At 56.1% G+C, this 26,179-nt stretch carries 21 protein-coding genes; 15 read left to right on the forward strand and 6 right to left on the reverse strand.

What is annotated here, in order from left to right:
* Positions 1 to 333 precede the first annotated feature (333 nt).
* Together N2K86_RS11325 and adhP are read left to right on the forward strand one after the other, a co-directional pair.
* Positions 334 to 2,046 carry an ABC-F family ATP-binding cassette domain-containing protein gene (locus N2K86_RS11325; protein WP_260661607.1) on the forward strand — a complete coding sequence of 571 codons (1,713 nt, stop codon included), beginning with the start codon at positions 334 to 336 and terminating at the stop codon, positions 2,044 to 2,046.
* Between the two features lie 198 nt (positions 2,047 to 2,244).
* On the forward strand, positions 2,245 to 3,255 hold the full coding sequence (adhP, locus tag N2K86_RS11330; RefSeq protein ID WP_260661608.1) for an alcohol dehydrogenase AdhP: 1,011 nt from the start codon (positions 2,245 to 2,247) through the stop codon (positions 3,253 to 3,255).
* A gap of 49 nt (positions 3,256 to 3,304) precedes the next feature.
* Here adhP and N2K86_RS11335 read toward each other — a convergent pair whose 3' ends face one another.
* Positions 3,305 to 4,552 carry a hypothetical protein gene (locus N2K86_RS11335; protein ID WP_260661609.1) on the reverse strand — a complete coding sequence of 416 codons (1,248 nt, stop codon included), beginning with the start codon at positions 4,550 to 4,552 and terminating at the stop codon, positions 3,305 to 3,307.
* Positions 4,553 to 4,716: 164 nt separating this feature from the next.
* On the opposite strand from N2K86_RS11335, the gene N2K86_RS11340 reads away from it, so the two are divergent.
* The 6 genes from N2K86_RS11340 to N2K86_RS11365 are packed head-to-tail and all read left to right on the forward strand — an operon-like array spanning position 4,717 to position 11,831.
* A complete protein-coding gene (locus N2K86_RS11340) occupies positions 4,717 to 6,336 on the forward strand; it encodes a TIGR04028 family ABC transporter substrate-binding protein (RefSeq protein WP_260661610.1) in 1,620 nt (539 codons plus the stop codon).
* Between the two features lie 10 nt (positions 6,337 to 6,346).
* Positions 6,347 to 7,291 carry an ABC transporter permease gene (locus N2K86_RS11345; protein WP_260661611.1) on the forward strand — a complete coding sequence of 315 codons (945 nt, stop codon included), beginning with the start codon at positions 6,347 to 6,349 and terminating at the stop codon, positions 7,289 to 7,291.
* Positions 7,288 to 8,139 carry an ABC transporter permease gene (locus N2K86_RS11350; RefSeq protein ID WP_260661612.1) on the forward strand — a complete coding sequence of 284 codons (852 nt, stop codon included), beginning with the start codon at positions 7,288 to 7,290 and terminating at the stop codon, positions 8,137 to 8,139. The genes N2K86_RS11345 and N2K86_RS11350 overlap by 4 nt, the downstream gene beginning before the upstream one ends.
* Complete coding sequence (locus N2K86_RS11355) at positions 8,136 to 9,743, forward strand: dipeptide ABC transporter ATP-binding protein (RefSeq protein ID WP_260658652.1); 1,608 nt, start codon at positions 8,136 to 8,138, stop codon at positions 9,741 to 9,743. Before N2K86_RS11350 ends, N2K86_RS11355 begins: the two co-directional genes overlap by 4 nt.
* The gene (locus N2K86_RS11360; RefSeq protein ID WP_260658653.1) at positions 9,740 to 10,729 is read left to right on the forward strand and encodes a putative FMN-dependent luciferase-like monooxygenase; all 990 of its coding nucleotides are present in this window, start codon (positions 9,740 to 9,742) and stop codon (positions 10,727 to 10,729) included. The genes N2K86_RS11355 and N2K86_RS11360 overlap by 4 nt, the downstream gene beginning before the upstream one ends.
* Positions 10,730 to 10,739: 10 nt before the next feature.
* The gene (locus tag N2K86_RS11365; RefSeq protein WP_260658654.1) at positions 10,740 to 11,831 is read left to right on the forward strand and encodes an alkylhydroperoxidase domain protein; all 1,092 of its coding nucleotides are present in this window, start codon (positions 10,740 to 10,742) and stop codon (positions 11,829 to 11,831) included.
* Between the two features lie 5 nt (positions 11,832 to 11,836).
* Here the strand turns inward: N2K86_RS11365 and araJ are convergent, their stop codons facing one another.
* Positions 11,837 to 13,012 carry an MFS transporter AraJ gene (gene araJ, locus N2K86_RS11370; RefSeq protein WP_260658655.1) on the reverse strand — a complete coding sequence of 392 codons (1,176 nt, stop codon included), beginning with the start codon at positions 13,010 to 13,012 and terminating at the stop codon, positions 11,837 to 11,839.
* Positions 13,013 to 13,179: 167 nt separating this feature from the next.
* Between araJ and ppk2 the strand changes: the two genes are divergently transcribed.
* The gene (gene ppk2, locus N2K86_RS11375; RefSeq protein ID WP_260658656.1) at positions 13,180 to 13,998 is read left to right on the forward strand and encodes a polyphosphate kinase 2; all 819 of its coding nucleotides are present in this window, start codon (positions 13,180 to 13,182) and stop codon (positions 13,996 to 13,998) included.
* Between the two features lie 59 nt (positions 13,999 to 14,057).
* Here the strand turns inward: ppk2 and fdnI are convergent, their stop codons facing one another.
* From fdnI to fdnG, 3 genes are read right to left on the reverse strand one after another with little or no spacing between them, the layout of a single operon-like run.
* Positions 14,058 to 14,714 carry a formate dehydrogenase-N subunit gamma gene (gene fdnI, locus N2K86_RS11380; RefSeq protein WP_108417402.1) on the reverse strand — a complete coding sequence of 219 codons (657 nt, stop codon included), beginning with the start codon at positions 14,712 to 14,714 and terminating at the stop codon, positions 14,058 to 14,060.
* The gene (gene fdxH, locus N2K86_RS11385) at positions 14,707 to 15,594 is read right to left on the reverse strand and encodes a formate dehydrogenase subunit beta (RefSeq protein WP_260658657.1); all 888 of its coding nucleotides are present in this window, start codon (positions 15,592 to 15,594) and stop codon (positions 14,707 to 14,709) included. Before fdxH ends, fdnI begins: the two co-directional genes overlap by 8 nt.
* A gap of 11 nt (positions 15,595 to 15,605) precedes the next feature.
* Positions 15,606 to 18,653, reverse strand: coding sequence for a formate dehydrogenase-N subunit alpha (gene fdnG, locus N2K86_RS11390; RefSeq protein ID WP_260658658.1), 3,048 nt, complete (start codon positions 18,651 to 18,653; stop codon positions 15,606 to 15,608).
* Between the two features lie 221 nt (positions 18,654 to 18,874).
* On the opposite strand from fdnG, the gene yddG reads away from it, so the two are divergent.
* Together yddG and ompC are read left to right on the forward strand one after the other, a co-directional pair.
* Positions 18,875 to 19,753 carry an aromatic amino acid DMT transporter YddG gene (gene yddG, locus N2K86_RS11395; RefSeq protein ID WP_260658659.1) on the forward strand — a complete coding sequence of 293 codons (879 nt, stop codon included), beginning with the start codon at positions 18,875 to 18,877 and terminating at the stop codon, positions 19,751 to 19,753.
* Positions 19,754 to 20,379: 626 nt separating this feature from the next.
* A complete protein-coding gene (gene ompC / locus N2K86_RS11400) occupies positions 20,380 to 21,453 on the forward strand; it encodes a porin OmpC (RefSeq protein ID WP_260658660.1) in 1,074 nt (357 codons plus the stop codon).
* Between the two features lie 43 nt (positions 21,454 to 21,496).
* Here the strand turns inward: ompC and N2K86_RS11405 are convergent, their stop codons facing one another.
* Positions 21,497 to 22,441 (reverse strand): LysR substrate-binding domain-containing protein, encoded by a 945-nt coding sequence (locus tag N2K86_RS11405; protein ID WP_260658661.1) that lies wholly within the window; start codon positions 22,439 to 22,441, stop codon positions 21,497 to 21,499.
* Between the two features lie 171 nt (positions 22,442 to 22,612).
* On the opposite strand from N2K86_RS11405, the gene N2K86_RS11410 reads away from it, so the two are divergent.
* The 4 genes from N2K86_RS11410 to N2K86_RS11425 are packed head-to-tail and all read left to right on the forward strand — an operon-like array spanning position 22,613 to position 26,154.
* The gene (locus N2K86_RS11410) at positions 22,613 to 23,563 is read left to right on the forward strand and encodes a branched-chain amino acid ABC transporter permease (RefSeq protein WP_260658662.1); all 951 of its coding nucleotides are present in this window, start codon (positions 22,613 to 22,615) and stop codon (positions 23,561 to 23,563) included.
* Between the two features lie 8 nt (positions 23,564 to 23,571).
* Complete coding sequence (locus N2K86_RS11415; RefSeq protein WP_260658663.1) at positions 23,572 to 24,678, forward strand: branched-chain amino acid ABC transporter permease; 1,107 nt, start codon at positions 23,572 to 23,574, stop codon at positions 24,676 to 24,678.
* Entirely contained in the window at positions 24,675 to 25,442 is a 768-nt protein-coding gene (locus tag N2K86_RS11420; protein WP_260658664.1) for an ABC transporter ATP-binding protein, read from the forward strand. Before N2K86_RS11415 ends, N2K86_RS11420 begins: the two co-directional genes overlap by 4 nt.
* A complete protein-coding gene (locus N2K86_RS11425) occupies positions 25,435 to 26,154 on the forward strand; it encodes an ABC transporter ATP-binding protein (RefSeq protein ID WP_260658665.1) in 720 nt (239 codons plus the stop codon). The genes N2K86_RS11420 and N2K86_RS11425 overlap by 8 nt, the downstream gene beginning before the upstream one ends.
* The last annotated feature ends 25 nt before the right edge of the window (positions 26,155 to 26,179 follow it).

The following is a 26,179-nucleotide window of genomic DNA, read 5'->3' on the forward strand; positions in this document are numbered from 1 at the left end:
TCCCTCTCTCATTGGGGAGAGGGTTACGATGAGGGGCAACAGACCGCACCATCGAATACCCACTAGCCAAACCCCCTTTCCCCCGCTACACTCCTTTAATCCATTAACCCACTGAATATATAAGGAGGCCAATTATGCTGTATCGTGAAATTTTCAATGTTTCACATACATTTGGTGATCGCACCAGCTCAAGCGTTATCGGTATCGTGCTGCGATAACTTCTGCTTGAGCGAAGACACCAACCCCTGAAATTCCTTCTCTCGGGCTTACTGAGTTATCGTCAGCGATGTTTGACGAGGCATAAACATGCCTGTAACTCTTGGGTAAGCAACAATGAGCACTTTACTCACTGCACAATCTTTACGCGTTGATACGGCGTTTGGCACGCTCTTCGACTCTCTCTCCTTTACGCTGAAAAAAGGCGACCGCATCGGCCTGCTGGGCGACAACGGCTGCGGCAAAAGTACGCTTTTAAAGGTGCTGGACGGAACAAATATCCCAGCCGCCGGAACGGTAGCGCTGGCCGGGCACTGCCTGATGGCGCGCGTGGAGCAACATCTCCCGGACGCCATTTTCCCGCTGACCATGCTGGATGCCGTACTCGCGCAACTGCCTTTAGCTGAGCACGACAGCCTGCGCTGGAAAGCCGAAACGCTGCTGGCGAGCATGGGCTTCACGCCGCAGGATATGACGCTGCAATCCGCCACCCTGAGCGGCGGACAGCACACCCGCCTGCTGCTGGCGCGGGCGTTGATTCACGAGCCGGATCTGCTCCTGCTGGATGAACCCAGCAACCACCTGGATCTGCCGACCATGCTCTGGCTGGAACACTTTTTACAGAACTGGTCAGGCAGCTTCGTGCTGGTTTCGCACGACAGACAGCTGCTGGATGCCGTCACAAACGGCAGCTGGATCCTGCGTGATAAGACGCTGCACTACTTTGCCCTTCCCTGTACGGCCGCCCGTAAAGCGCTTGCAGCAAAAGACGAAAGCGATGCGCAGCGCCACAAGGCGGAGCAAAAGGAGATCGACCGCGTGACCGCCAGCGCCAAACGTCTGGCGACCTGGGGTAAGGTTTATGACAACGAAGACCTGGCCCGCAAAGCCAAGCAGATGGAAAAACAGGTCGAACGACTCAAAGAAAGCCAGACCGCGCTCACGGCGGGCAGTCCATGGACGCTAATCCTGCGCGGCGACGCGCTGCGGGCGGACCGTCTGCTGGAGATGGAAAACCTCAGCGTCCCGCCTGCGCCCGGGCTACCGCCGCTGTTTAACATCGAAACGGCGCGGCTGAAAAGCGGCGATCGCGTGGCAATTGTCGGTCGTAACGGCTGCGGTAAATCGTCGCTGATGAAGCTTATCTGGCGACATTTTGTGGATGAACCGAAGGACAGCGGGCTGAAAATCCATCCGCGCGTCTCGCCGGGCTACTACGACCAGACGCTGCATCAGCTGCCTGATGACGCCACGCTGCTCGACGCGCTGGAACCTTTCGCTCCCGACCCGCAAAACAGGAAGATGGCGCTCATCAGCGCCGGGTTCCCGTGGGCGAGACACGGGCAAAAAGTCAGCACGCTCAGCGGCGGCGAGCGCTCTCGCCTGCTGTTCGTCGGGCTGACGCTTGCCCGATATAGCCTGCTGATGCTGGATGAGCCCACCAACCATCTCGACATGGAAGGCAAAGAGGCACTGGCGGAAACGCTGCAACAGTTCGAAGGCGGCGTGCTGCTGGTTAGCCATGACCGTCAGTTAATTAGCCAAAGCTGTAACCGTTTCTGGCTGATTGAAGAGGGAATGCTGAGCGAGTGGCACGATGCAGAAGCGGTGTTTGAGCGCCTGCGTGAAAGCGCAGGGCTGGTGACATCCACCGCGGCAGTCATCGATACTGCAGCGATTCAATCCTCGCCGCATGACGACCTGCTCGAACGGCTGGTCGCGCTGGAAACGCTGCTGGAAGACGATCTGGCGCGTAAGCCGAAGCATCAAAAGCCGCAGCTGCAGGCACAATGGCGTAAAGAGATTGAGGAGATAGAAGCACTGCTGTAACGCTGCGCCCGGCGAGGATCTCTCGTCGGGCCAGTCGTTTCCCCCTGAATTATTAGAGGAACACCCTTTTCTTAATCTGAAAATGGATTAAATGATGACATTATGTTGCTGCAGCCTTGTATTACCAGGCTAATGTATTAATCCTTAAGGGGTACTACACCTGCTATGCAGATTCTTATCATGAACAAGGAGATACACATGAAGGCTGCTGTTGTTACTCAGGATCACCAGGTCAATGTCACTGAAAAAACGTTACGCCCGCTTAAGCACGGGGAAGCCCTGCTTAAGATGGAGTGCTGTGGCGTATGCCATACCGACCTCCACGTAAAGAACGGTGATTTCGGCGATAAAACCGGGGTGATCCTGGGCCATGAAGGGATTGGCATCGTGAAGGAAATCGGCCCAGGCGTGAAATCACTCAAAGTTGGCGATCGTGCCAGCGTGGCCTGGTTTTTTGAAGGCTGCGGCCACTGCGAATACTGTAATACCGGCAACGAAACCCTGTGCCGCGACGTGAAAAACGCCGGTTACTCCGTTGACGGCGGCATGGCGGAAGAGTGCATCGTTACCGCCGATTACGCCGTAAAAGTCCCGGACGGGCTGGAGTCTGCTGCAGCCAGCAGCATCACCTGCGCTGGCGTCACGACGTACAAAGCGGTGAAAGTCTCTGATATCAAACCGGGCCAGTGGATTGCGATTTATGGTCTGGGCGGTCTGGGCAACCTCGCGCTGCAATACGCAAAAAACGTCTTTAACGCCAAAGTTATCGCGCTTGACGTCAATGACGAACAGCTGAAGCTGGCGGCCAGCATGGGTGCAGATTTAACCATCAACTCCCGCAGCGAAGATGCCGCGAAAATTGTGCAGGAAAAAACCGGCGGCGCACACGCCGCGGTGGTGACCGCCGTAGCGAAAGCGGCATTCAACTCAGCGGTTGATGCCGTGCGTGCCGGTGGCCGCGTGGTCGCGGTTGGCCTGCCGCCGGAAGCGATGAGCCTCGACATTCCGCGTCTGGTGCTGGACGGTATACAGGTGGTGGGTTCGCTGGTTGGCACCCGTCAGGATCTGCAGGAAGCCTTCCAGTTCGCCGCTGAAGGTAAGGTTGTGCCGAAAGTGACGATGCGTCCGCTTGAGGACATCAACGCCATCTTTAAAGAGATGGAACAGGGCCAGATCCGCGGTCGTATGGTTATAGATTTACGTTCATAAGTCCCGAAAGCCGGGTGTGGTTTGGCCTCACCCGGCCGAAATTATCCTCTTACAGTTTATGTTGCTGAAGCGAAATCAGTTTCCAGGGTTTTAAATATTCATGTTCCTGAAGTCTTGGTGCTGAACCTGTTTTATCGAGAACCTCCGTTTCTTGTGAATAAGGAAGCACTACAGCGACCTGAAAATCAAAGGTTGTAAGATATTCTAGTAATTTACGGAAGTTGTTCTTATCATAATTATAAATCATGCCATCAACGATGAAAAAAGTCAGCCGCTGCTTGCTGATTGCCTTTGCTTTCTTAAGCATTAACCCCAGAATTAGACGACTAGACTCGCTTTTTGATAAGTTTTTATAATTAACATATTCACTGTTCACTCCATCACGCTTAAAATATATCCCAATATAATCTGTACCATCTGGCTTTTTCAGCTTGATATCTGTATCAATTTCCTCATCATAATCCCATACCACATCCAATTTAATTGTTCCGGACAAAAGATCGTATGGTCCAGGATTGATTAATGCATAAAGCGTTGATTTATCGATACCAAGAAAGCGCATAAAGAAATCGACATCATCTTCATGTTCCTGATGATACTGGTATCTCTCAGACAGATAAATAACCTCAAGATCGCCGGGAGGAAGCAAACACGGCGTATCATTCTCGATGCGCTTTATAAGTTCATTATCGACAATCAATTCGACGTCTTTAGAAAAGGAATCGACCGTACTGTATGTAATGCGGGCATGCATCTGACTGGTTGAAAAACGCTCTAATGCAAGTGAGTTGCTAATGGCCCCGGCGGCTTCTAATAGTGCACTTTTGCCACTGACATTCCCACTATAAATCAATGAAAAACGAGACAGCTTAATTGAAGGCAGCGTCGCGTGGTGGGAAAATCTTAAATATTCTATTTTATCCACCCATCCTAGCGGAGAAGGGACGTCATCCAGTAATTTTTTTGTTCTTGCCTCAGCCAGGGCCTTCCATGAAAATAATGTTTCAGCGGGATAATCATTACCCTGATTTTTGTCAATCAGGCTTGCATGTTTATCGCAACACCATATCCCGTTTTCTGCGCTTTCTATAAAATCATTACTCTTACCACCTCTACCCCGCGGCCCATTTAGCGCAGCACTATATATATGGCATGCCACGCCGGTGTTAATGGATTCGTCACTTCCAGATGGCCCCATCGTTGGGTTTTTACAACGAGGAACTGAACATTTGTTATTGGCTCGTTTAATAATGATATTTCTGACCGCCGCGGAGAAATTAATTCTCGATGTCGACATTTTATATTCCCTATAAAAAACAAAAGCAATAGTCGCAAACCAAACTTTAGCGTTTTTTATTTGCGTTATCCAGCAATCCTTATCTCAATTCCTTTGTTCCCTTGTTTTCCCCCGCGCCCGATGATGAATCCGACGCTAACAAGAAGATAACAAAGGAATTCACCATGCAAACCCCATTTCGTCTGCCGCTGCTGACGGCGCTGATTCTGGCGACAGCCGCAGCCTGGGCAGCAGATGCGCCCGTCAAAGGCGGCACGCTGATTTATCTGGAGCAACAGGCGCACACCAACCTCTATCCGCCCGCTGGCGGCTTTTACCCGAACGGCGGCATTCTGAATCAAATTACCGACAAGCTGACGTGGCAGAACCCAAAAACCCTGCAGGTTGAACCCTGGGTGGCAGAAAGCTGGACCACCAACGCCGATAAAACCGAATATACCTTTAAACTTCGCCCCGGCATCACCTTCTCCGACGGCACGCCGCTGGACGCCAACGCCGTGGCGAAAAATTTTGATACCTACGGTTTAGGCAATAAGGCGCAGCGCCTGCCGGTATCAGAAGTGATCAATAACTACGATCGTAGCGAAGTCATCGACCCGCTGACCGTGAAGTTCTACTTCAAAAAACCGTCGCCGGGGTTCCTGCAGGGCACCGCCACCATTGGCTCGGGTCTGGTCTCACTCAGCACATTGAAGCGCAACTTCGAAGAACTGGGGGATGCCCGTCATATCATTGGCTCCGGCCCGTTTGTGGTGAAGGACGAGAAGCTGGGTCGTGAAGTGACGCTCGAAGCGCGCAAAGACTATCAGTGGGGTCCCAAAAATCTGGCGCAACAAGGGCCAGCCAATCTCGATGGTATCAAGTTTATCGTGACCCAGGAGGATAGCGTGCGCGTCGGCGCCCTGCTGGCCGGTCAGGCCGACTTTATTCGCCAGGTGCAGGCGTATGACGAAAAGCAGGCGACCGATCAGGGCTATAAAATCTACGCAGCGCCTACGCGCGGGGTGAATGACAGCATCAGCTTCCGCCCGGATAACCCGCTGGTCTCTGATATCCGCGTGCGCCAGGCGCTGCTGCATGCCACCAATGCCAAACAGGTGGTCGAGACCCTTTTCTCGCCTAACTATCCACAGGCCAAATCGGTCATTGCCGATTCCGCCGCAGGCTTTGTCGATCTCAGCGATAAATTGACCTTTGACCCGGCTAAAGCCAACCGGCTGCTGGACGACGCGGGCTGGAAAGCGGGAAGCGACGGGATCCGCGCCAAAGACGGCCAACGTCTGGCACTGACGGTGTATGAATCTCTGCCGCAGCCGCAAAACAAAGAGGTGCTGCAGCTGGTTGCCCAGCAGTGGCGACAGGTGGGCGTGGCGCTGAGCGTCAAAGCCGGTGACGCAGGCAGCCGCACGCTGGATAACCTCGACCCGCTGAAAACCCCGTTAACCGTCTCCGAAGTGGGCCGCGCCGATCCGGACGTGGTGAAAAGCATGTTCTACCCCGCTAACCGCGACGCGCTGCTGCAAAAAGGCGGCTCCAGCGACAAGGTCAAAAACTTCCGCGACGACAAGCTGAATGAGCTGCTGGTGAACATTTCCGCTGAAGTCGATCCGCAAAAACGCCTGCAGCTGACGGGAGACGCCCAGCGCTATCTGCTGGATAACGCCTACGTCATTCCGATTTTCGAAGAGCCGCAGGTCTTTGCCGGTGCGCCGTGGTTAAAAGGTGTGAATTTTGAAGCAGTTGGCCGCCCGTCGTTTTACGGCGCGTGGATTGAGAAACACTGAGGAGCTGACGATGCGCCACGCACTTCTTCACCGTCCTGGGCACGGCCTGCTGGTATTGTGGGCTGCCTTTACCCTCTCGTTCGTGTTGCTCCAGGTGCTGCCGGGTGACGCGGTGCTGATTAAATTTCAGAACCCGGATCTGGGGCTAAGCCCGGCGCAAATCGAGGAAATGCGCGTGGCGTACGGCGCGGACAGCCCGCTATGGCAGCAATATTTTCATACGCTGCTTGCGATGCTGCACGGTGATTTCGGCTACTCCTTGCAGGCTGGCGTACCGGTTAGCGAGTTGATTGCCAGCAACCTGCCAGACACCCTGAGCCTCGCCCTGCCTGCGTTTGCCCTGGCGGTCCTGCTGGCGTTTGCCCTGGCCTTTGCGTCCCGCCTGCCGGGTCTGCGCTGGCTGAGTAATACCCTTCAGTCTTTACCCGTGCTGTTTATTTCGCTGCCCACCTTCTGGCTGGGCATTGCCCTGATTCAGCTTTTCTCTTTTCAATTGCGGCTGATCCCGGTGATTAATCCAACGCCGCTTCAGGGGCTGATCCTGCCGATCGTCACCGTCGCGATCCCGATCTCCGCCCCGCTGGCGCAAATTCTGATGCGCAGTCTGGACCAGGTGGCGACGCAGCCGTTTGTCGCCGTTGCCCGGGCCAAAGGGCTGAGTGAAACCGCCGTCCTGTGGCGTCACGTCACTGGCAACGCCCTGCTGCCGGTCCTGAACATTGCCGGGCTGCTGCTGGGCGAACTGATTGCCGGGGCGCTGATCACCGAAACCGTTTTTGGCCGCAGCGGGCTTGGACAACTGACCCAGCAGGCGGTGAATAACCAGGATATCGCCGTGCTTCAGGCGGTGGTGATGATTTCTGCGCTCGGTTTTGTGCTGATTAACCTGCTGGTGGATCTTCTGATGCCGTTATTCGATCCACGTCTGCAAACCGTTACCGGAGGTGCATCATGAGTCTGGTCGATTACGCTGCCGCCGCGCGAAAACGCGTTCCAGCGTGGAAGGGTATGGAATGGCAACCGGGACTGTGGTTGGCCTGGGCGGTCATTATCGCCGCCGCGCTCGCCGCCGTTGCGCCGGGTCTGTTTACTCACTACAGCCCGATTGAAGGGATTGCCGGTGCACAGCGTCTGGCTCCGCAGGCCGATCACTGGCTCGGAACCGATCAGCTTGGCCGCGACGTGTACGCCCGCATTGTTTACGGCGCGTCGCACTCGCTGAGCGCCGCGCTGGCCGCCGTCACCATGGGGCTGTTGGTCGGTACCGGGCTGGGCGTGGTGGCCGGGGCGTTCGCCGGGCGCGTCGAGTCTCTGCTGATGCGTTTTGTTGATGTATTGCTGTCGATTCCGTCCCTGCTGCTTTCCCTGACCGTGATCATTCTGCTCGGTTTTGGCACCGTCAACGCCGCCATCGCCGTAGGCGTCGCCTCGATTGCCAGCTTTGCCCGCCTCGCGCGCGGTGAAGTCGTGCGCATCCGGCATACCGATTACGTCGAAGCGGCGTACGGCAGCGGCGGAACGTTCTTCGCCGTGCTGTGGCGACACATTTTGCCCAACTCGTTAACCGCCGTTCTGGCGTTCGCCACGCTGCAGTTTGGTCAGGCTATCCTGGCGCTGTCCACGCTGAGCTTCCTCGGTTATGGCACTCCGCCCCCCGTTCCGGAATGGGGCTTACTGATTGCCGAAGGCCGTAACTATCTCTCTACCGCCTGGTGGTTAACGACCTTCCCCGGCGTGGTCGTCATCGCCGTCGTGCTGGCCACCAACCGTATCAGCCAGCAGTTTAGCGGAGGCCTGAAATGACCGTTCTCTCAGTGGAAAATTTGACGATTAGCTACCGCACCGCCCGTCAGTGGCAAGAAGTGGTGCATAACGTCAGCTTTACCCTCCAGCGGGGGGAAATGCTGGCGTTTGTGGGCGAGTCAGGTTCTGGAAAAACGAGCACCGCACAGGCGATCATGGGTTTGCTGGCCGACAACGCCCGGCGTGATGCGGGCAAAATCATCCTCAACGGCGAGGAGATAAGCCAATGGTCAGCTAAACGTCTCGATACCCTTCGTGGCGCGCGGATTAGCCTCGTCCCGCAGGATCCGGGTAATTCACTCAACCCGGTGAAAACCATCGGTGCGCAGGTTGGTGAAATAATTGAACTACACCAAAAAGTGACCCACGCACAGCGTGATGAACAGGTACTCGCCCTGCTGACTAAAGTGGGGTTGAGCCACCCCGAAAAGCGCATGAAACAGTATCCCCATCAACTCTCCGGCGGCATGAAACAGCGCGTGTTGATTGCCATCGCCATTGCCCTGCGACCGGACGTGATCGTTGCCGACGAGCCGACCAGCGCGCTGGATGTGACGGTGCAAAAGCGCATTCTGGATCTGCTGGACGCCCTTCGCCGGGAGTCTGGTACCGCCGTACTGTTTGTGACACATGACCTGGCGCTGGCCGCACAGCGCGCCGACAGGCTGCTGGTGTTCCGCCACGGTGAAGTGCAGGAGCACGGCGCGACCCATGATATCGTACGCGCCCCGCAGCATGCCTATACCCGCCAGCTGTTAAGCGATTTACACGGCCAGCGTCTGACTATCGCTCCGGTTTCGGGACGTCCGCTCGCCTCGCCTGCCATTCGCGCGCTGTCCATCAGCAAGCAGTTCTCGTTGGGTAAAGGGCATCAGCTTCAGGCGCTGGACGACGTCAGTTTTGACGTGACGCGCGGCAGTACACATGCCTTAGTCGGCGAATCGGGATCGGGCAAAACCACCCTTGCCCGCATTTTGCTCGGGTTTGAGCAGGCGGACAGCGGGCGGGTGATTATCGATGATATTGATGCCACCACGCTCAGCCGGGAGGCACGTCGACAACTGCGTCAGAAGATCCAGTTCGTCTACCAGAACCCGTTTGCCTCGCTCGACCCGCATCAGACGCTGTTTGAGATTATTGAAGAGCCATTGAAAAATTTCGCCCGTCTCAGTAAAGCGGAGCGTAAGGTCCGCGTGGAGACGGTTGCGCAGCGGGTGGCTCTGCCGCTCGACGTGCTGGGGCGTAAGGCGCGGGAACTCTCTGGCGGGCAGCGCCAGCGCGTGGCCATTGCCCGGGCGCTGATCCTGGAGCCGACCCTTATCGTTCTGGATGAAGCCACCTCCGCGCTGGACGTTACCGTGCAGGCGCAAATTCTGGCGCTTCTCCAGCAGCTGCAGCAACAGCTTGGGCTGACCTATCTCTTTATCACACACGATCTGGCAACGGTTCGCCGCATAGCCCACACCGTCACCGTGCTGCAAGGCGGTAAAGTCATCGAGCATGGCGCCGTTGAGACGTTGTTCAGCGCCCCGCAGAACGACTATACCCGCGAGCTGATCGACGCTATTCCCCATTTTTCACCCGTTACGGAGGAGTTCGCATGACGCGAAAACGCCTGGGCTTTTTCACTCGCCTGCTTGACGACGCCACGCCAAAGGAGCGCTATCGACTGGCAACCGAACAGATCCGCCACGCCGAGCGCCACGGTTTTGACAGCGCCTGGATTGCACAGCATCACTTTCATGAAAACGAAGGCGGGCTGCCCTCGCCGCTGCTGTTTTTGGCACACGTTGCCGCGCATACCGAAACCATCCGCCTGGGTACGGCCATCATTACCCTGCCGATGGAAAACCCGCTCCGCGTAGCGGAAGATGCCGCCGTGCTCGATTTACTCGCCAATGGACGTCTTGAAGTCGGTTTTGGTTCCGGCGGCACGCCAACCTCTTTTCTGCCGTTTGGCCTGACGTTTGAAGAACGCGGCGCGGTCTTCGCTGACCATTTGCACGCGATCCAAAGCGCCTGGCGCGGGGATTCGCTTACCCATCCGGATAACCACCTTTATCCGCCTGCGCCACAGCTGGCCGACCGTATCTGGATTGCCACGTTCTCCGTCGACGGTGCCGTGCGCGCCGCGCGGGCCGGTCATGGGCTGATGCTGTCTCGTACCCAGCCTCGCCCCGTTGAACAGTTAGATTTAACGCTCGACCAAATCCAAAACCCGATCGTTGACGCCTATCTTGACGCGCTACCCACCGGTATCGCGCCACGCATCCTGGCCTCACGTACGGCGTTCGTCGCCGACAGCGATGACTATGCGCTGAAGGTGGCGACACCGGGCTTAATCCGACAGGCGCAACAACATCGCGCGGCGGGACATAGGGTAACAGGTGACACTGTCACGGATTATCGCAGGCAGTTCGATGCGCATATCGGGTCGCCGGAAACGGTACTGAACTCGCTTAAAGCGGACACCGTCCTGGCGCGCGCCACGGATATCTCATTCCAGGTGCATTCGGTAGAACCTTCTCACCGGGACACCCTGCGATCGATTGAATTGATTGCAGAACACATCGCCCCCCACATTGTTTGAGGAGACACGTATGGCTTTAAGTCAGGATATTCTCGCCGAACTGGCGGAAATCGTGCCCGGTTCGCCGCTGGCAGAGGCGCGGGCCACGCGTGACGCAGCCACGCGTCACGCTCAGGGCAGTTATGAGATTTTATTCAGCCAGCAGGATGCGACATTTGCGCTGGATGAACGCTTTGCCGTGGCGGCGAAGGTCGCAAAATGGCACAACGCAGAGGCGCTGGCGGCGCACTATGCCGGATTTGGGCTGGCCGATCCGACCTCCGGGCGCCTGACCGCTGCGCTGAACTTTGCCCGTCTGCTCACCTTCTCACCTGTCGACGCCACACCCGGCGCATTGCAGGCGCTTGTAAAGGCGGGATGGAGCAAAGACGGCATTGTCACTCTTGCTCAGCTGATCGCTTTCGTCAGCTTCCAGAGCCGACTCATTGCCGGGCTGCGTTTACTGAATGATAAACCCATCGCGGCCAGCGATGCGCCCGTCGTAGCGGGGGCATGGCACACCAACGCCGTCACGGCCACGGGTAAAGCGGCTCCCGTCGCGTTCACCCGGCAGGAACTGGGCTGGGAGCCATGGATTGCCGCTAAGCCTCTGGCAGAATTTAACGATGATGAAGTGGCTATTCTCGCCAAATTTGGCCATACCGAATCTGACTATTTCCGCCTGCTGGGGCGCAACCTGCCGGTTCTTGAACAGCGCACGTTAACGGATAAAGGGATTTTTTACACGCCGGGAGGATTACCGCGTGCTGAACGCGAGCTGGCCGCGACGGTAGCCAGTAAAATCAACGGCTGCATTTACTGCGCATCTGTCCATGCGCGCAAAGCGAGCCAGCTTTCAAAGGATGACGGCGCGGTGGAAACGCTTCTGGCCGTCAGGCCGGGACACTCCCTGAGCGAGGGGCAGTCTGCGCGCTGGCAGGCGGAAATTAATTATGCGGCGGCGCTGTCGGTCACGCCACCGGCCACCACGCCGGGCCATCTGGCTGAGCTGGAAAAACAGAAACTGGATACGCTTGAACAGCTCGACCTGCTTCAATCTGCCGCGTTCTTTGCCTGGGCCAACCGTCTGATGTTGACCCTGGGCGAGCCCTGGCTTCCCTGAGAAAATCAGGCCAGCGCGCGCGCGTTGGCCTGACGCTTTTTGGCGCGCAGATGGCCATACATCAACAGTGAGGTCATCGCCGCGAAGGACAACAACGCCGCAGGAAGCGTGACATAGCTCCAGCTAAAGCCGAGCGTAATCATCATGCCCCCAAAGTATGCCCCTACAGCGCTACCCAGATTAAAGGCCATCTGTCCGCCCGCCGCCCCCAGCATTTCACCCCCTTTCGCATTCTGAAGCAGAAGAATTTGCAGCGGTGCGGAAAGTGCGAACAGGCCTGCACAACAGACAAAGCCCATCAACAGCGAGGCCGTTTTCAGTTCTCCAAAGGCGAAAAGCAGCAACAGTGAGGCGACAATCACCATGTCAGTGGTAGCCGCAATGCGCAGCGGGCTAAACCGCCCCGAGAGTTTACCGCTCAGCAAATTGCCCAACACCATGCCGAACCCCATCAGCATCATAATGACGGTCATCATGCCTTCGGAGAAACCCGATACATTGACCATAAACGGCTTTACGAAGCTGAACCAGGCGAAGACACCGGCGTTGCCAAACATGGTGGCGGCGAAAATAAGCCAGGGCTCTGGTTTCTTCAGGAAATGGAACTGCGCGGTCAATTTGATCTCTGATTTATCGTGCAGTGTTGGTACCCACAGCAACACGGAGAGGATCACCAGCGCATCAAAGGCAGCAATCAGGAAAAAGGTGTAGCGCCAGCTGTATTCATGCCCAAGCCACGTCCCGAGCGGTACGCCAACAAGATTAGCAACGGTCATTCCAGCGATCATTCCGGCCACCGCGACCGTGACTTTTCCCGGCGGCGCAATTTTGGAGAGAATTATCGCCCCTACGCCGAAAATCGCGCCGTGAGGGAATCCGGAAATTAATCGGCCTGTCGCCAGCCCGACGTAAGAATGTGAAATGCTGAATATGGCATTCCCAATGACGCATAACGCCACTAAGAACGATAATGTTGATTTCAGAGAGAACCGGCTGGAAAACAGCGCCACAATCGGTGCGCCGATCACCACGCCGAAGGCGTAAAAGGAGATCATGTTCCCGGCAGAGGGAATCGAAATCCCGGTGTCCTTCGCCAGTTCCGTCAACACGCCCATCACGCCGAATTCGGCCATTCCCAGACCAAACGTACCAAGCGCCAGCGAAAAAATTGTTTTTTTCATACCACGACCACGGGTTAACTATTCGCGACGGGCATTATCAAACAATCTGGTATGGTGAGCCAGTTCAAATCAGGTGGCTGACAGGTTAATCCATTAATTCAGGTGAATTACACTTCATAGTGCGGCCTCGCTTTTTCGCCGCGCCGGACAACCTGAGGATGACAATCATGGGAAGTAAAAAGAAAAGCAGTGTCGCTGTTGATGTCGAAACGAATGCACCGCTGAAGACCAAAGAGTATGAACAAGAGCTTCGTCGCCTCCACGTTGAACTGGTTAAACTCCAGCAGTGGGTTGTCGCCAAAGGATTAAAAGTCTGTATTGTGTTTGAAGGACGCGACGGCGCCGGTAAAGGCGGCACCATCAAAGCGATCACCGAGCGCGTCAGCCCGCGCGTCTTCCGCGTTGTCGCGTTGCCCGCCCCCACCGATAAAGAGAAAAGCCAGCTCTACTTCCAGCGTTACGTGCCGCATCTGCCCTCTGCCGGTGAAATCGTCATCTTCGACCGCAGCTGGTATAACCGCGCGGGCGTCGAGCGCGTGATGGGGTTCTGTACCGAGGAGCAGGTGGAGAAATTTTTGGACGGCACGCCGGTCATGGAAAAAGCGATGGTGGATGCCGGTATTATCCTGCTGAAGTACTGGCTGGAAGTCACCCCCAAAGAACAGGAGCGCCGCCTTCGCGACCGCATTAACGATGGTCGTAAAACCTGGAAGCTGTCCCCGATGGACATTAAATCTTTCAACCTTTGGGACGAATACACGCTCGCGCGCGACGCGATGTTTAAAGCCACCGACACCGCCTGGGCACCGTGGTTTGTGGCACGTTCAGAAGATAAAAAACGCGTGCGGCTAAATATTATTTCGCACCTGCTTTCACAAATCCCGTATAAAGAAATACACGTAGAGAAGGTGGATTTACCGAAGCGCAAAATCGGCAAAGTCAAACCCACAAAATACCCGTTCCGCTATGTGGAAGAGCGGTTCTGATACAGCAGGGTAGGCCCGCGCAAGCGCAGCGCCGCCGGGCAAGGCCGACGGCGCAGGTCTTACTTCATCCCTTCCGTACTTTCCTTTTTCGCTTCCAGCCTTTCCACATCACGATACCAGCGCGGATGGTGTTTCTGCGCCCAGCGGCGGCTCACCTTCCCTTCAATCATCCCTTTAATCGACCCTTTCACCCAGAACGCCATATACATATGGATCAGGATGGCGTGGATCAGAATGATGGCAGACGTGGCGTGGATGAGCAGCGCATAGCGAATCACCTGAATCGGGAAATACTGCGCAAAATACGGACGCCAGATAATCACCCCGGTCACCAGCAGCACAAAAATCATGCTCATGATGGTCCAGAACATCATCTTCTGTCCGGCGTTGTATTTCCCCACCTTCGCGACTTTATGCTCGTTGCCCTTCAGGACTTCAACGATCCCTTTCACCCACGGGATGTCCTGCTTGTCCGGAATGTTGTGATGGACAAAGCGCACGAACATAAACATCAGCACCACGAAAATCAGCACGCCGAAGAACGGATGCAGAATGCGCCCCATCTGCGGCGTACCGAAGGTTTCGGTCAGCCACTGCAGCGTCGGGAAGAAGAACGAAATGCCCGATACCGCCACCAGGAAGAAGCAGATCACCACCGTCCAGTGACAGGCGCGGTCGATAAACTTCGTGCGCACAATCATTTTCGACTTACTCATGGTGTTCCTCCTCGTCGTCGTCATCCACCTCTTTGTTTGGCCCGATCCCGATGTAGTGATAAATCAGCCCCGCGAAGGTGGCGATAAAGCCCGCCGCAGAGAGCGGCTTCAGCGCGCCTTTCCACAGGCTGATCGAGGTATCGATCGCCGGTTCCTTCGGCAGATTGTGGTAAAGCTCCGGCTGGTCGTTATGGTGCAGCACGTACATCACGTGCGTACCGCCCACGCCCTGCGGGTTATAAACGCCCGCATTCTCGTAGCCGCGCGCTTTCAGCTTGTCCACTCGCTCCTGCGCCACATCCAGCATCTCTTTCTTGGTGCCAAAGTGGATAGCCCCGGTGGGACAGGTCTTGACGCAGGCTGGCTCCTGCCCAACGCTGACGCGGTCCACGCACAGGGTGCATTTGTATACCCGGTTATCCTCTTTATTGAGGCGCGGGATATTAAACGGACAGCCCGCAATGCAGTACCCGCAGCCGATGCAGTTGTCCTGCTGGAAGTCGACGATCCCGTTGGCGTACTGAATAATCGCACCGGCAGACGGGCACGCCTTCAGGCAGCCCGGATCTTCACAGTGCATACAGCCGTCTTTGCGGATCAGCCACTCCAGCCTGCCGTTCTGGTCGGTTTCGCTAAAGCGCATCACCGTCCAGGATTTGGCGCTCAGATCGGCCGGATTGTCGTAGACCCCAACGCAGTGCCCGACCTCATCGCGGATATCGTTCCACTCCGAGCAGGCCACCTGGCAGGCTTTACAGCCCACGCAGGAGGAGACATCGATAAGCTTGGCGACTTCTGCCTTGTAGTCCCGCGCGCGAGGCGCGGGCGTTATCGGGTTTGTCGCGGAGCGTTTGATAATGTCTTGTGTTTCCATCGCCATTGAATCGCTCCTTACGCTTTCTCGATGTTGACCAGAAACGCCTTGTACTCCGGCGTTTGCGAGTTGGAATCGCCGACGTTTGGCGTCAGGGTATTGGCGATGTAGCCTTTCTGCGCCACGCCCTCAAAGCCCCAGTGCAGCGGGATACCGACGGTTTCTACCTGCTGACCATGCACGTTCAGGCTTTGAAGACGACGGGTCACCACCGCCACCGCGCGAATAAAGCCGCGCTTGCTGCTCACCTTCACGCGGTCGCCGTTGGCAATACCTTTCGCCTTCGCCAGCGTTTCGCTGATCTCTACAAACTGCTCCGGCTGCGCGATGGCGTTAAGCCGCGCGTGCTTGGTCCAGGTGTGGAAATGCTCGGTCAGACGGTAGGTCGTCCCCACGTACGGGAATTTGTCCTTTTTGCCCAGGCGCAGCACGTCCTCTTCGTAGATACGCACCACCGGACTGGAGACCACGTTCGGGTGCAGCGGGTTGGTGCCTAGCGGCGTTTCCATCGGCTCGTAGTGTTCCGGGAACGGCCCTTCCGCCAGCTTGTCGAGGGCGAACAGGCGTCCCAGCCCTTCCGGCTGCATGATGAACGGCCCGGTGTTGCTGCCCGGTGCGGCGGTGTTGTAGTCCGGAATGTCGTTCCCGGTCCACTTCGCCCCGTTCCACTGGATCAGCATGCGCTTCGGATCCCACGGCTTGCCGTTTACGTCTGCAGACGCGCGGTTGTACAGCACGCGACGGTTAAGCGGCCACGCCCATGCCCAGCCCAGCGTATTGCCCAGCCCGGACGGGTCGGCGTTATCGCGGTTGGCCATCTGGTTACCCTGCTCCGTCCAGCTACCGGCATAGATCCAGCAGGACGACGCCGTCGTGCCGTCATCACGCAGCAGCGCGAAGCTGTTCAGCAACTGGCCTTTCTTCGCCACCAGGTTGCCGCTGGCATCATAGAGATCCGCCAGCGCCACGCCGTTGTTCTCTTTCGCAACCTCTTCAGACTCAGGATGGTCCGGCTGCTTGTAGCCCCAGCCCATTTTCAGCAGCGGCTCAACGCCCTTGCCGCCTTCGGTGCGGTACATCTCGCGCAGGCGATGGTAAATTCCGGCGAGGATCTCGCCGTCGTTACGCGCTTCGCCCGGCGCATCCTGACCTTTCCAGTGCCACTGCAGCCAGCGGCCGGAGTTGGCAATGGAGCCGTCCTCTTCCGCAAAGCAGGTGGACGGCAGGCGGAACACTTCGGTCTGAATCGACGCCGGATCGACATCGTTTGATTCACCGTGGTTCTGCCAGAAGGTGGAGGTCTCGGTCACCAGCGGATCGATAACGACCATGTACTTCAGCTTGCTCAGGCTGCGAACGACTTTATTTTTGTCCGGGAATGACGCCACCGGGTTAAAGCCCTGGCAGATATATCCCGTGACGTTGCCCTTATCCATCATGTTGAAATACTTGATGACGTCGTACGCCTGGTCCCATTTCGGCAGCCACTCAAAGCCCCAGTCGTTCTCTTTCTGCGCCGCATCGCCGTAGAAGGATTTCATCAGGCTGACGTAGAACTTCGGATAGTTACTCCAGTAGTTCACCTGATCCGGCAGCGTCGCTTTTGGCGTATTCGCCGCCAGGTAGGTTTGCAGATCGGTCTGCTTCTCGGACGGCAGCGTCAGGTAGCCCGGCAGGCTGGTCGACAGCAGGCCAAGGTCGGTGAGCCCCTGAATATTAGAGTGACCGCGCAGCGCGTTCACGCCGCCGCCCGCCATGCCCATATTGCCGAGCAGCAGTTGGATCATCGCCATGGTGCGGATGTTCTGCGCGCCAACGGTATGCTGCGTCCAGCCCAGCGCGTACAGGAACGTGGTCGTTCTGTTTGCAGCACTGGTCGAAGCCAGCACTTCACACACTTTCAGGAAATCTGCTTTTGGCGTTCCGCAGATATTCTCCACGACGTCAGGCGTATAGCGGGATACATGCTCTTTCAGAAGATTCCACACGCAGCGCGGGTGCGTCAGCGTTTCGTCACGCATCGCGTAGCCGTTTTCATCGAACTGGTAGTTCCAGGACGATTTATCGTACTGGCGTTTTTCGGCGTCATAGCCGCTAAACAGCCCGTCATCGAAGGCAAAATCATCCCGCACCAGCAGGTTCGCGTTGGTGTAGTGCTTAACGTATTCCGCGTTAATTTTGTTGTTTTCGATCAGATACAACAACACGCCGGAGAGGAACGTGATGTCCGTACCGGAGCGGATTGGCGCATAGATATCGGCCACCGATGCCGTACGCGTAAAGCGCGGATCGACGACGATCAGCGTCGCATCGTTGTTATTTTTCGCTTCCATCGCCCAGCGGAAGCCGACAGGGTGTGCTTCAGCGGCGTTACCGCCCATCACCACCACGACGTTTGCGTTTTTGATATCAACCCAGTGGTTGGTCATCGCACCGCGACCAAATGTTGGAGCAAGACTTGCTACCGTTGGTCCGTGTCAGACGCGCGCCTGGTTGTCTACCGCCAGCATGCCGAGAGAACGCACAAATTTTTGCGTCAGCATGCCGGTTTCATTACTTGCCGCAGATGCGCACAGCATCCCGGTGGAAAGCCAGCGGTTAACCGTTACGCCCTGCTCGTTCTTTTCAATAAAGTTGGCGTCGCGGTCGGCTTTCATTAATTTGGCGATTCGGGAGAAGGCCTCATCCCAGGAGATTCGCTGCCACTTGTCGGAACCCGGCGCGCGGTATTCCGGGTAGCGCAGTCGGTTTTCACTGTGAACGTAATCCAGCAGCCCGGCCCCTTTCGGGCACAGTGCCCCACGGCTCACCGGATGATCCGGATCCCCTTCAATATGGTAAATCGCTTCTCTGGCGTTCTTCGCGCCATCGCCCAGGCTATACATTAAAAGCCCACAACCTACGGAACAGTATGTGCAGGTGTTACGGATCTCTTTCGCGCGCAGCAGCTTATAGTTGCGTGCCTGAGCCAGCGCCATTTTGGGAGCAAATCCCAGCATTGCGGCTGTTGTTCCGGCCATACCGCCCGCGCAGATTTTGAAAAATTGTCTGCGGCTGACGTCCATTGTTGTCCTCGTTTTCGAATAAGACTTCGCGCCGCAAACTAACAGTAATGCCCCTGATTTTTTTGCGTCAAATCAAGGTCGCCTGACTTCGCCCCCTTAATAGTCACCGCTGCCGCGTTTGAATAATCCTTTAGGGTTAAGCGCTTAAGAGAATTATTCGCGGCGGTTGCCGAATTAATGCTATAAGTTTTTCCTTTGATTTTATTAGCGATGAAGACGTAATGGACAGAAAGAGAGCAACGCTCATTGGACTGGCGGCGATACTGTTGTGGAGCACGATGGTGGGCCTGATTCGTAGCGTGAGCGAAGGGTTAGGACCCGTCGGCGGTGCCGCGATGATCTACACCCTTAGCGGATTACTGTGCCTGGCAACGGTAGGATTTCCTGATATTCGACGTTTCTCTCCCCGCTACCTCATTGCGGGCAGCGTGCTGTTTGTCAGCTACGAAATATGCCTGGCGCTGTCGTTAGGCTATGCCGCCACGCGATCGCAGGCGATAGAAGTGGGCATGGTCAATTATCTCTGGCCAAGCCTGACGATTGTATTTGCGATTTTGTTCAACGGGCAGAAATCAAACTTGTGGGTGATCCCCGGGCTCGCGATCTCATTGCTCGGCGTCTGCTGGGTATTAGGCGGTGAACAGGGGTTACACGTGGATGAAATCATCCGCAATATTGTCTCCAGCCCGCTGAGTTATGCTCTGGCATTTGCCGGTGCCTTTATCTGGGCGGCTTACTGCACCGTTACCGCCAAATTTGCCAAAGGACAAAACGGGATCACCCTTTTTGTTTTGCTAACGGCGCTGAGTCTGTGGTTGAAATATGCGCTCAGCGATCAGCCGGAAATGGTGTTCAGCATCCCGGTGGTGGTGAAGCTTGTTATGTGCGGCATCGCGCTGGGGTTTGGCTATGCCGCATGGAATATTGGCATTCTCCACGGCAACGTCACCGTCCTGGCGGCGGTCTCTTATTTCACCCCGGTATTATCCGCCGCCCTGGCGGCCGTGCTGTTAAGTTCCCCGCTGTCGTTCTCTTTCTGGCAAGGTGCGCTGATGGTCTGCGCCGGTTCGCTCCTTTGCTGGTATGCGACACGCAAATAATCCCCCTATGCCGGGAATATTTTCATCCCGGCAACAAAATTAACATTAATTTAAAATGTGAGCCTGCTCTGAATATTTATCAGAATTATAGTGACCTGTTTAAATCCTGTTTATAGTAGCCTCGTGACGTAAACTCACCTCTTCATATATTGACATAAACTGACAACTCGCCGTGACTAGTTCACTGCGTATATTAACGAACTATATAGCACAGAATGCAATAATACATTTCTGGATATGTCAGAAGGCCCGCAATAAATTCGATGCAACAAAATACTTATCTTACTGTTTTAATTGGATTTAAAAACATCACCTCACAATTAATAAATCGTCAATCACGAATATTCCCCTCCTGTACTACAACGTATAAAAACTATTTACCACGCAATATTCATTACGCGTTAATAGTCATTTTATGTGCAAATATTAATCAAATACGGGGCTTTCACGGCAATTATTCCGATCAGGATCACACTAATTGAAATTATCTTTAATATTTTGAAACTTATTATTGAAAGCAGGCTACAAGATTTTTAAAAATAGTCTGCCATTGACGAAATGCCTCGTTTAGAAATCGTTCAAATTGGCTCAGGAAATACCTAAGAAAATTATAAGGAATATTTAAGATGAAACTTAAATTAGTTGCAGTGGCAGTCACTTCTATGCTGGCAGCAGGCGTTGTAAACGCCGCTGAAGTTTTTAACAAAGACGGTAACAAACTGGATCTGTACGGCAAAGTAACAGGTCTGCACTATTTCTCTGATGACGCTGACAACGACGGCGACAAAACTTACGTTCGTCTGGGTTTTAAAGGCGAAACGCAGATCAACGACCAGCTGGCCGGTTACGGTCAGTGGGAATATGAGTTCAAGGGCAACCGCTCTGAAGCTCAGGGCTCTGACGGTAACAAAACCCGTCTGGCATTTGCCGGTCTGAAATTCAACGAATTCGGCTCTTTCGATTATGGTCGTAACTACGGCGTGGCTTACGACATCGGCGCGTGGACTGACGTTCTGCCAGAATTCGGTGGCGATACCTGGACCCAGACCGATGGCTTTATGACTGGCCGTACCACTGGCGTTGCAACCTACCGTAACACCGACTTCTTCGGTCTGGTTGACGGCCTGAACTTTGCGGCACAGTACCAGGGTAAAAACGACCGTAACGACATCACCGAGTCCAACGGTGACGGCTGGGGTCTGTCTTCCAGCTATGAATTCGACGGCTTCGCTGCGGGCGCGACCTATGCGAAATCCGACCGTACTGACCGTCAGGTTCGTGCAGCAAGCGATCTGAACGCCGGTGGCGAAAACGCAGAAGTCTGGGCAGCGGGTCTGAAGTACGATGCGAACAACATCTACCTGGCAACCACCTACTCTGAAACCCGCAACATGACCGCGTTCGGTAACGGTCACGTGGCAAACAAAGCGCAGAACTTCGAAGTGGTCGCACAGTACCAGTTCGACTTCGGCCTGCGTCCATCCATCGCTTACCTGAAATCCAAAGGTAAGGACATCGGTTCTTATGGCGATCAGGATCTGGTTGAATATATCGACGTTGGCGCGAGCTACTACTTCAACAAAAACATGTCCACCTACGTTGATTACAAAATCAACCTGGTTGACGACAGCCAGTTCACCAAAGACGCCAAAGTGGCTACCGACAACATCGTTGCTGTGGGTCTGACCTACCAGTTCTAAGATTTGTCAGTGCGAAAAGGCCAGCCATCGTCGCTGGCCTTTTTTATTCCAGGCTCTGCTCACTGCCCGCCGCCCGACGTAGCCAGTTTTGCAGCAGTTTCCCGTCTTCGGTCATGTCCGAATCAGTACGTACGCAGAGGTAGTAATCCCGCCCGTCGTCGATCGGCAAATCAAAGATCTTCACCAGTTCCCCACTCTCAAGATACGGTGCAATCAGCGGCTCGCGCATCAGGGCACACCCCAGCCCGGCCTGAACGCCTGCCAGCGTCAGCAGGCCATCCTCAAACATCGGTCCACTGCGGCGTACGGGACGCTTTACCCCCTGCTGCATAAACCATTGCGGCCAGGTTGAGCGCTCCTCGTCATGCAGTAGCGGCATTTGCAGCAGCTGTTCGGGCGTATCGATATGGCCGTGAATACGCAAAAACGCCCGGCTGCACACCGGTACCATCTGGCCGGAGATCAGTTTTTCGCTCTGATAGCCAGCCCACTGGCCGTTACCAAAGCGAATCGACATATCGGATGCGTCGCTCAGGTAGTTACGGTGGTTGGCGTAGACGACGTTGATCTCCGTCTGCGGGTTAGCGCGCATAAAGGTCGGCAGACGTGGAATAAACCACCCCATACCAAAAAGCGGGATCAGGCTGATGGTCACCTGACGCGTTTGCGCCTGTTCCACCAGGTGTTCCGTTGCCTGCCGAAGCACGTTGAACGCGGCGCGAATTGAGCGGTAATAATCCCGCCCCTGCTGGCTCAGGATCAGCCTTCTCCCCTGTCGCTCGGTGAGCGGCATCTGCAGATAGGCCTCCAGCACCTTAAGCTGATGGCTAACGGCTGAGGGGGAGATATCCAGCTCCTGTGCGGCCAGTGTTACGCTTCCCAGCCTGGCAATGGCTTCAAATGCCCGTACGGCCCGAAGCGGCGGATCGTTTGCCAGACGGCTTTCGGCATAGGCTGGCATGGCGGGCGACTGTTCTGTTTTATTCATATATTGATTTCTTTAGGCTTTTCACCCTGCTGATGGGTTTTTATATCTTCAAGCAAATCATAAAGATAAAACAATACCGGGTTATCATAAGAAATAATATATGTGTATTTTACAATTTTATTCATTTATTGGATGGTAGCCGCTGAAAGAGCAATTTGTCGGGTACGCACGTTGGACACACTCATACAACAACTGATCAACGGCGTGATGCTGGGAAGCATCTACGCGCTGATCGCGCTGGGCTATACCATGGTGTATGGCATTTTGCGCATTATTAACTTCGCCCATGGCGATATTCTGATGGTCGGCGCGCTGACCACGCTTTCCGCCATTAACGTTCTGAACAACACCTTCCCGCATCTGCCGCTGCTGATGCAGTTGGGCATTGCACTGCTGGTTGCCATGGCGGTCTGCGCTCTGCTGGCGATGGCAGTGGAACGCTTTGCCTACCGACGCCTGCGTAACGCGCCGCGTCTGGCACCGCTAATCTCCGGGATTGGCGTCTCGGTGCTGCTGCAAACCGTGGCGATGATTATCTGGACGCGCAATCCGCTGATGTTCCCGCAGATCCTGCCGATGGACCCAATCGCCGTCACGTCCGGCAGCGAAGCCCATCCCCCAGCGATTGTTACCGTCACCGGCATCGTGACCGTGGCGCTGGCGTTGACCGTCATGACGGGTCTCTGGCTGTTGGTCGAATACAGCCGACTGGGGCGCGGCATGCGCGCCGTGGCGGAAAACCCGCGCGTCGCCATGCTGATGGGCGTGAACCCGAACGCGATTATTACCCTCACGTTTGCCATCGGCGGCATCTTTGCCGCGCTGGCAGGGGTGATGATGGCGAGTAACTATGGTAACGCCAGCTTCTCCATGGGCTTCCTTCCGGGCATTAAAGCGTTCACCGCCGCCGTGCTGGGTGGGATCGGCAACATTCGCGGCGCGATGATTGGCGGGATCCTGCTCGGCATTATTGAAGCGCTGGGCGCGGGCTACCTGGGGGAACTGACACAGGGCGTGTTCGGCAGCAATTATCAGGATGTTTTCGCCTTCATCGTGCTGATTCTGGTGCTGGTCTTCCGTCCGGCAGGCCTGCTCGGCGAACGCGTGGCAAACAGAGCGTAAGGAACACTATGACAACCGTACAACTCCAAACGCCGACCGCGACGCGCAAGTTCTGGTCCGGCATGACGCTGTTCTGCCTCGCGCTGCTGATTGCTCCCGTGGTAGCCACGCAGCTTGGCGGCAACTACTGGGTGCGCGTTATCGACTTTGCCCTGCTCTACATTATGCTGGCGCTGGGGCTTAACATCGTGGTCGGCTATACGGGCCTGCTGGATATGGGCTTTATCGCGTTTTACGCCGTGGGGGCTTATCTGGCTGCTCTGCTGGCCTCACCGCATCTGCTTGACGTTTTCCCGATCCTCGCCGTCTGGTTCCCGGACGGGCTGCACACCTCTTATCTGCTGATTATTCCCATAGCGGCTCTGGTTGCCGCGGTGTGCGGCATTGTGCTTGGCGCACCAACGCTGAAGCTGCGCGGGGATTACCTGGCGATAGTGACCCTCGGCTTTGGCGAAATCATCCGCATCCTGATGCGTAACCTTGACCGTCCGGTGAACATCACCAACGGTGCGAAGGGCATTACCGGCGTCGATACCCTGAACCTGTTCGGCCTGAAGTTCAGCGGCGTCTATCACTGGTTTGGTTTCAAAGTGCCCGCCCTGTGGCTGTGGTACTACCTGCTGATGCTGGTGATTGTGGCGATTGTGTTTGTCTGCCTGCGCCTGCAGCATTCGCGCATCGGTCGCGCCTGGCACGCCATTCGTGAAGATGAAGACGTGGCCCGCGCGATGGGCATCAACGTGCGCAACTACAAGCTTCTGGCCTTTGCCATGGGCGCCTCGTTTGGCGGCGTGGCGGGTGCCCTGTTCGGCGCCTTTCAGGGCTTTGTCTCACCGGAGTCGTTTACCTTACAGGAATCCATTGCCGTGCTGGCGATGGTGGTACTGGGCGGTATGGGGCATATACCCGGCGTGATCCTCGGCGCGATACTGCTGACCGCCCTGCCGGAACTGCTGCGCAGCCAGGCAGCACCGGTTCAGCAGGCGCTGTTCGGTACGGTGCTGATTGACCCGGAAGTGCTGCGTCAGCTGTTTTACGGTCTGGCACTGGTGCTGGTGATGCTGGTGCGCCCGTCCGGCATCTGGCCGGTACGCCACAAGGAGGTGAAAGCATGAGTCTGTTAACCGTACGCAACATGTCAAAACGCTTCGGCGGGGTGACCGCCGTGGATGACGTTTCGCTCATCGTGAACAAAGGCGAAATATACGGCCTGATTGGCCCTAACGGCGCGGGCAAAACCACCTGCTTTAACCTGATTACCGGACTGTATCCGGCGGACAGCGGTGAGTTCGCCATTGCCGATAAGCCCTATTACCCGAAACAGATTGAGAAAGTCACCGCCGCCGGGATCGCCCGCACGTTTCAGAACGTCAGACTCTTTAACGAGATGTCGGTACTGGAAAACGTCATGGTGGGTCGCCACGTGCGCACCCGCAACGGTTTATGGGCGGCGCTGAGCCGCAACGGTCGCGCCCGCCAGGAAGAAGCCGAAACTCGCGAGCAGGCGTGGCGCTGGCTGGAATACACCGGCATTGCAAAGTTTGCCCACTATCGCGCCTGCGACCTGGCCTACGGGCATCAGCGTCGTCTCGAGATTGCCCGCGCACTGGCCACCGACCCGCTGCTGCTGGCGCTCGATGAACCGGCTGCCGGAATGAACGCCGCAGAGAAAGTGGCACTCGGCGAACTGCTTACCCGCATTCGTGACGACGGTAAAACCCTGTTGATGATCGAGCATGACGTCAAGCTGGTGATGGGGATCTGCGACCGTCTGACGGTGCTTGATTATGGCAAAACGCTCGCCAGCGGCACGCCGGATAGCGTGCGTCGCGACCCGGCCGTGATCGCCGCCTGGCTTGGAGGCAATGCCCATGTCTGAATTACTGAAGGTTGAACGTCTGGACGTGCATTACGGCGGTATTCAGGCAGTACGCGATGTCTCTTTTACCCTTCGCGAAGGCGAACAGGCTACGCTGATCGGTGCGAACGGCGCGGGGAAAAGCTCCACCGTGCGCGCCATCACCGGGCTGGAAAGCTTCACCGGCAGTATCACCTTCAGCGGCAAAAATGTGCGTAAACACAAGCCGGAAGCCCTGCTGCGTGACGGGCTGGTGATGGTGCCCGAAGGGCGCGGCATTTTCGCCCGCATGACGGTACTGGAAAATTTGCAGATGGGCGCCTGGTTAAGACGTGACACCGTCACGGTCAGGCATGAGATGAACGCGATATTTGAACGCTTCCCGCGCCTCGGCGAACGTCAGCACCAGCTCGCAGGGCTGCTTTCCGGCGGTGAGCAACAGCTTCTGGCGCTTAACCGCGCCCTGCTCAGCCGCCCGCGCCTGCTGATCCTCGACGAACCGTCGATGGGCCTTGCCCCGAAGATGGTGGAGAACATTTTTGCCGTTATCGCCGGGCTGCGCGAACGCGGCGTCGCCCTCCTTCTGATCGAGCAAAACGCCAGGCTTGCGCTTGAGGTGACCGACAGCGCGTGGGTGATGGACAGCGGCAGCATCGTTCATCACGGCGCATCGAAAGCCATGCTGGACGACGACCAGATAGCACAGATTTATTTGGGCGAAATGCCCGTTTAACCACACCAACCAACATCAGGGAAAA

The organism is Enterobacter mori, assembly GCF_025244905.1.
GTDB classification, from domain to species: domain Bacteria; phylum Pseudomonadota; class Gammaproteobacteria; order Enterobacterales; family Enterobacteriaceae; genus Enterobacter; species Enterobacter mori_A.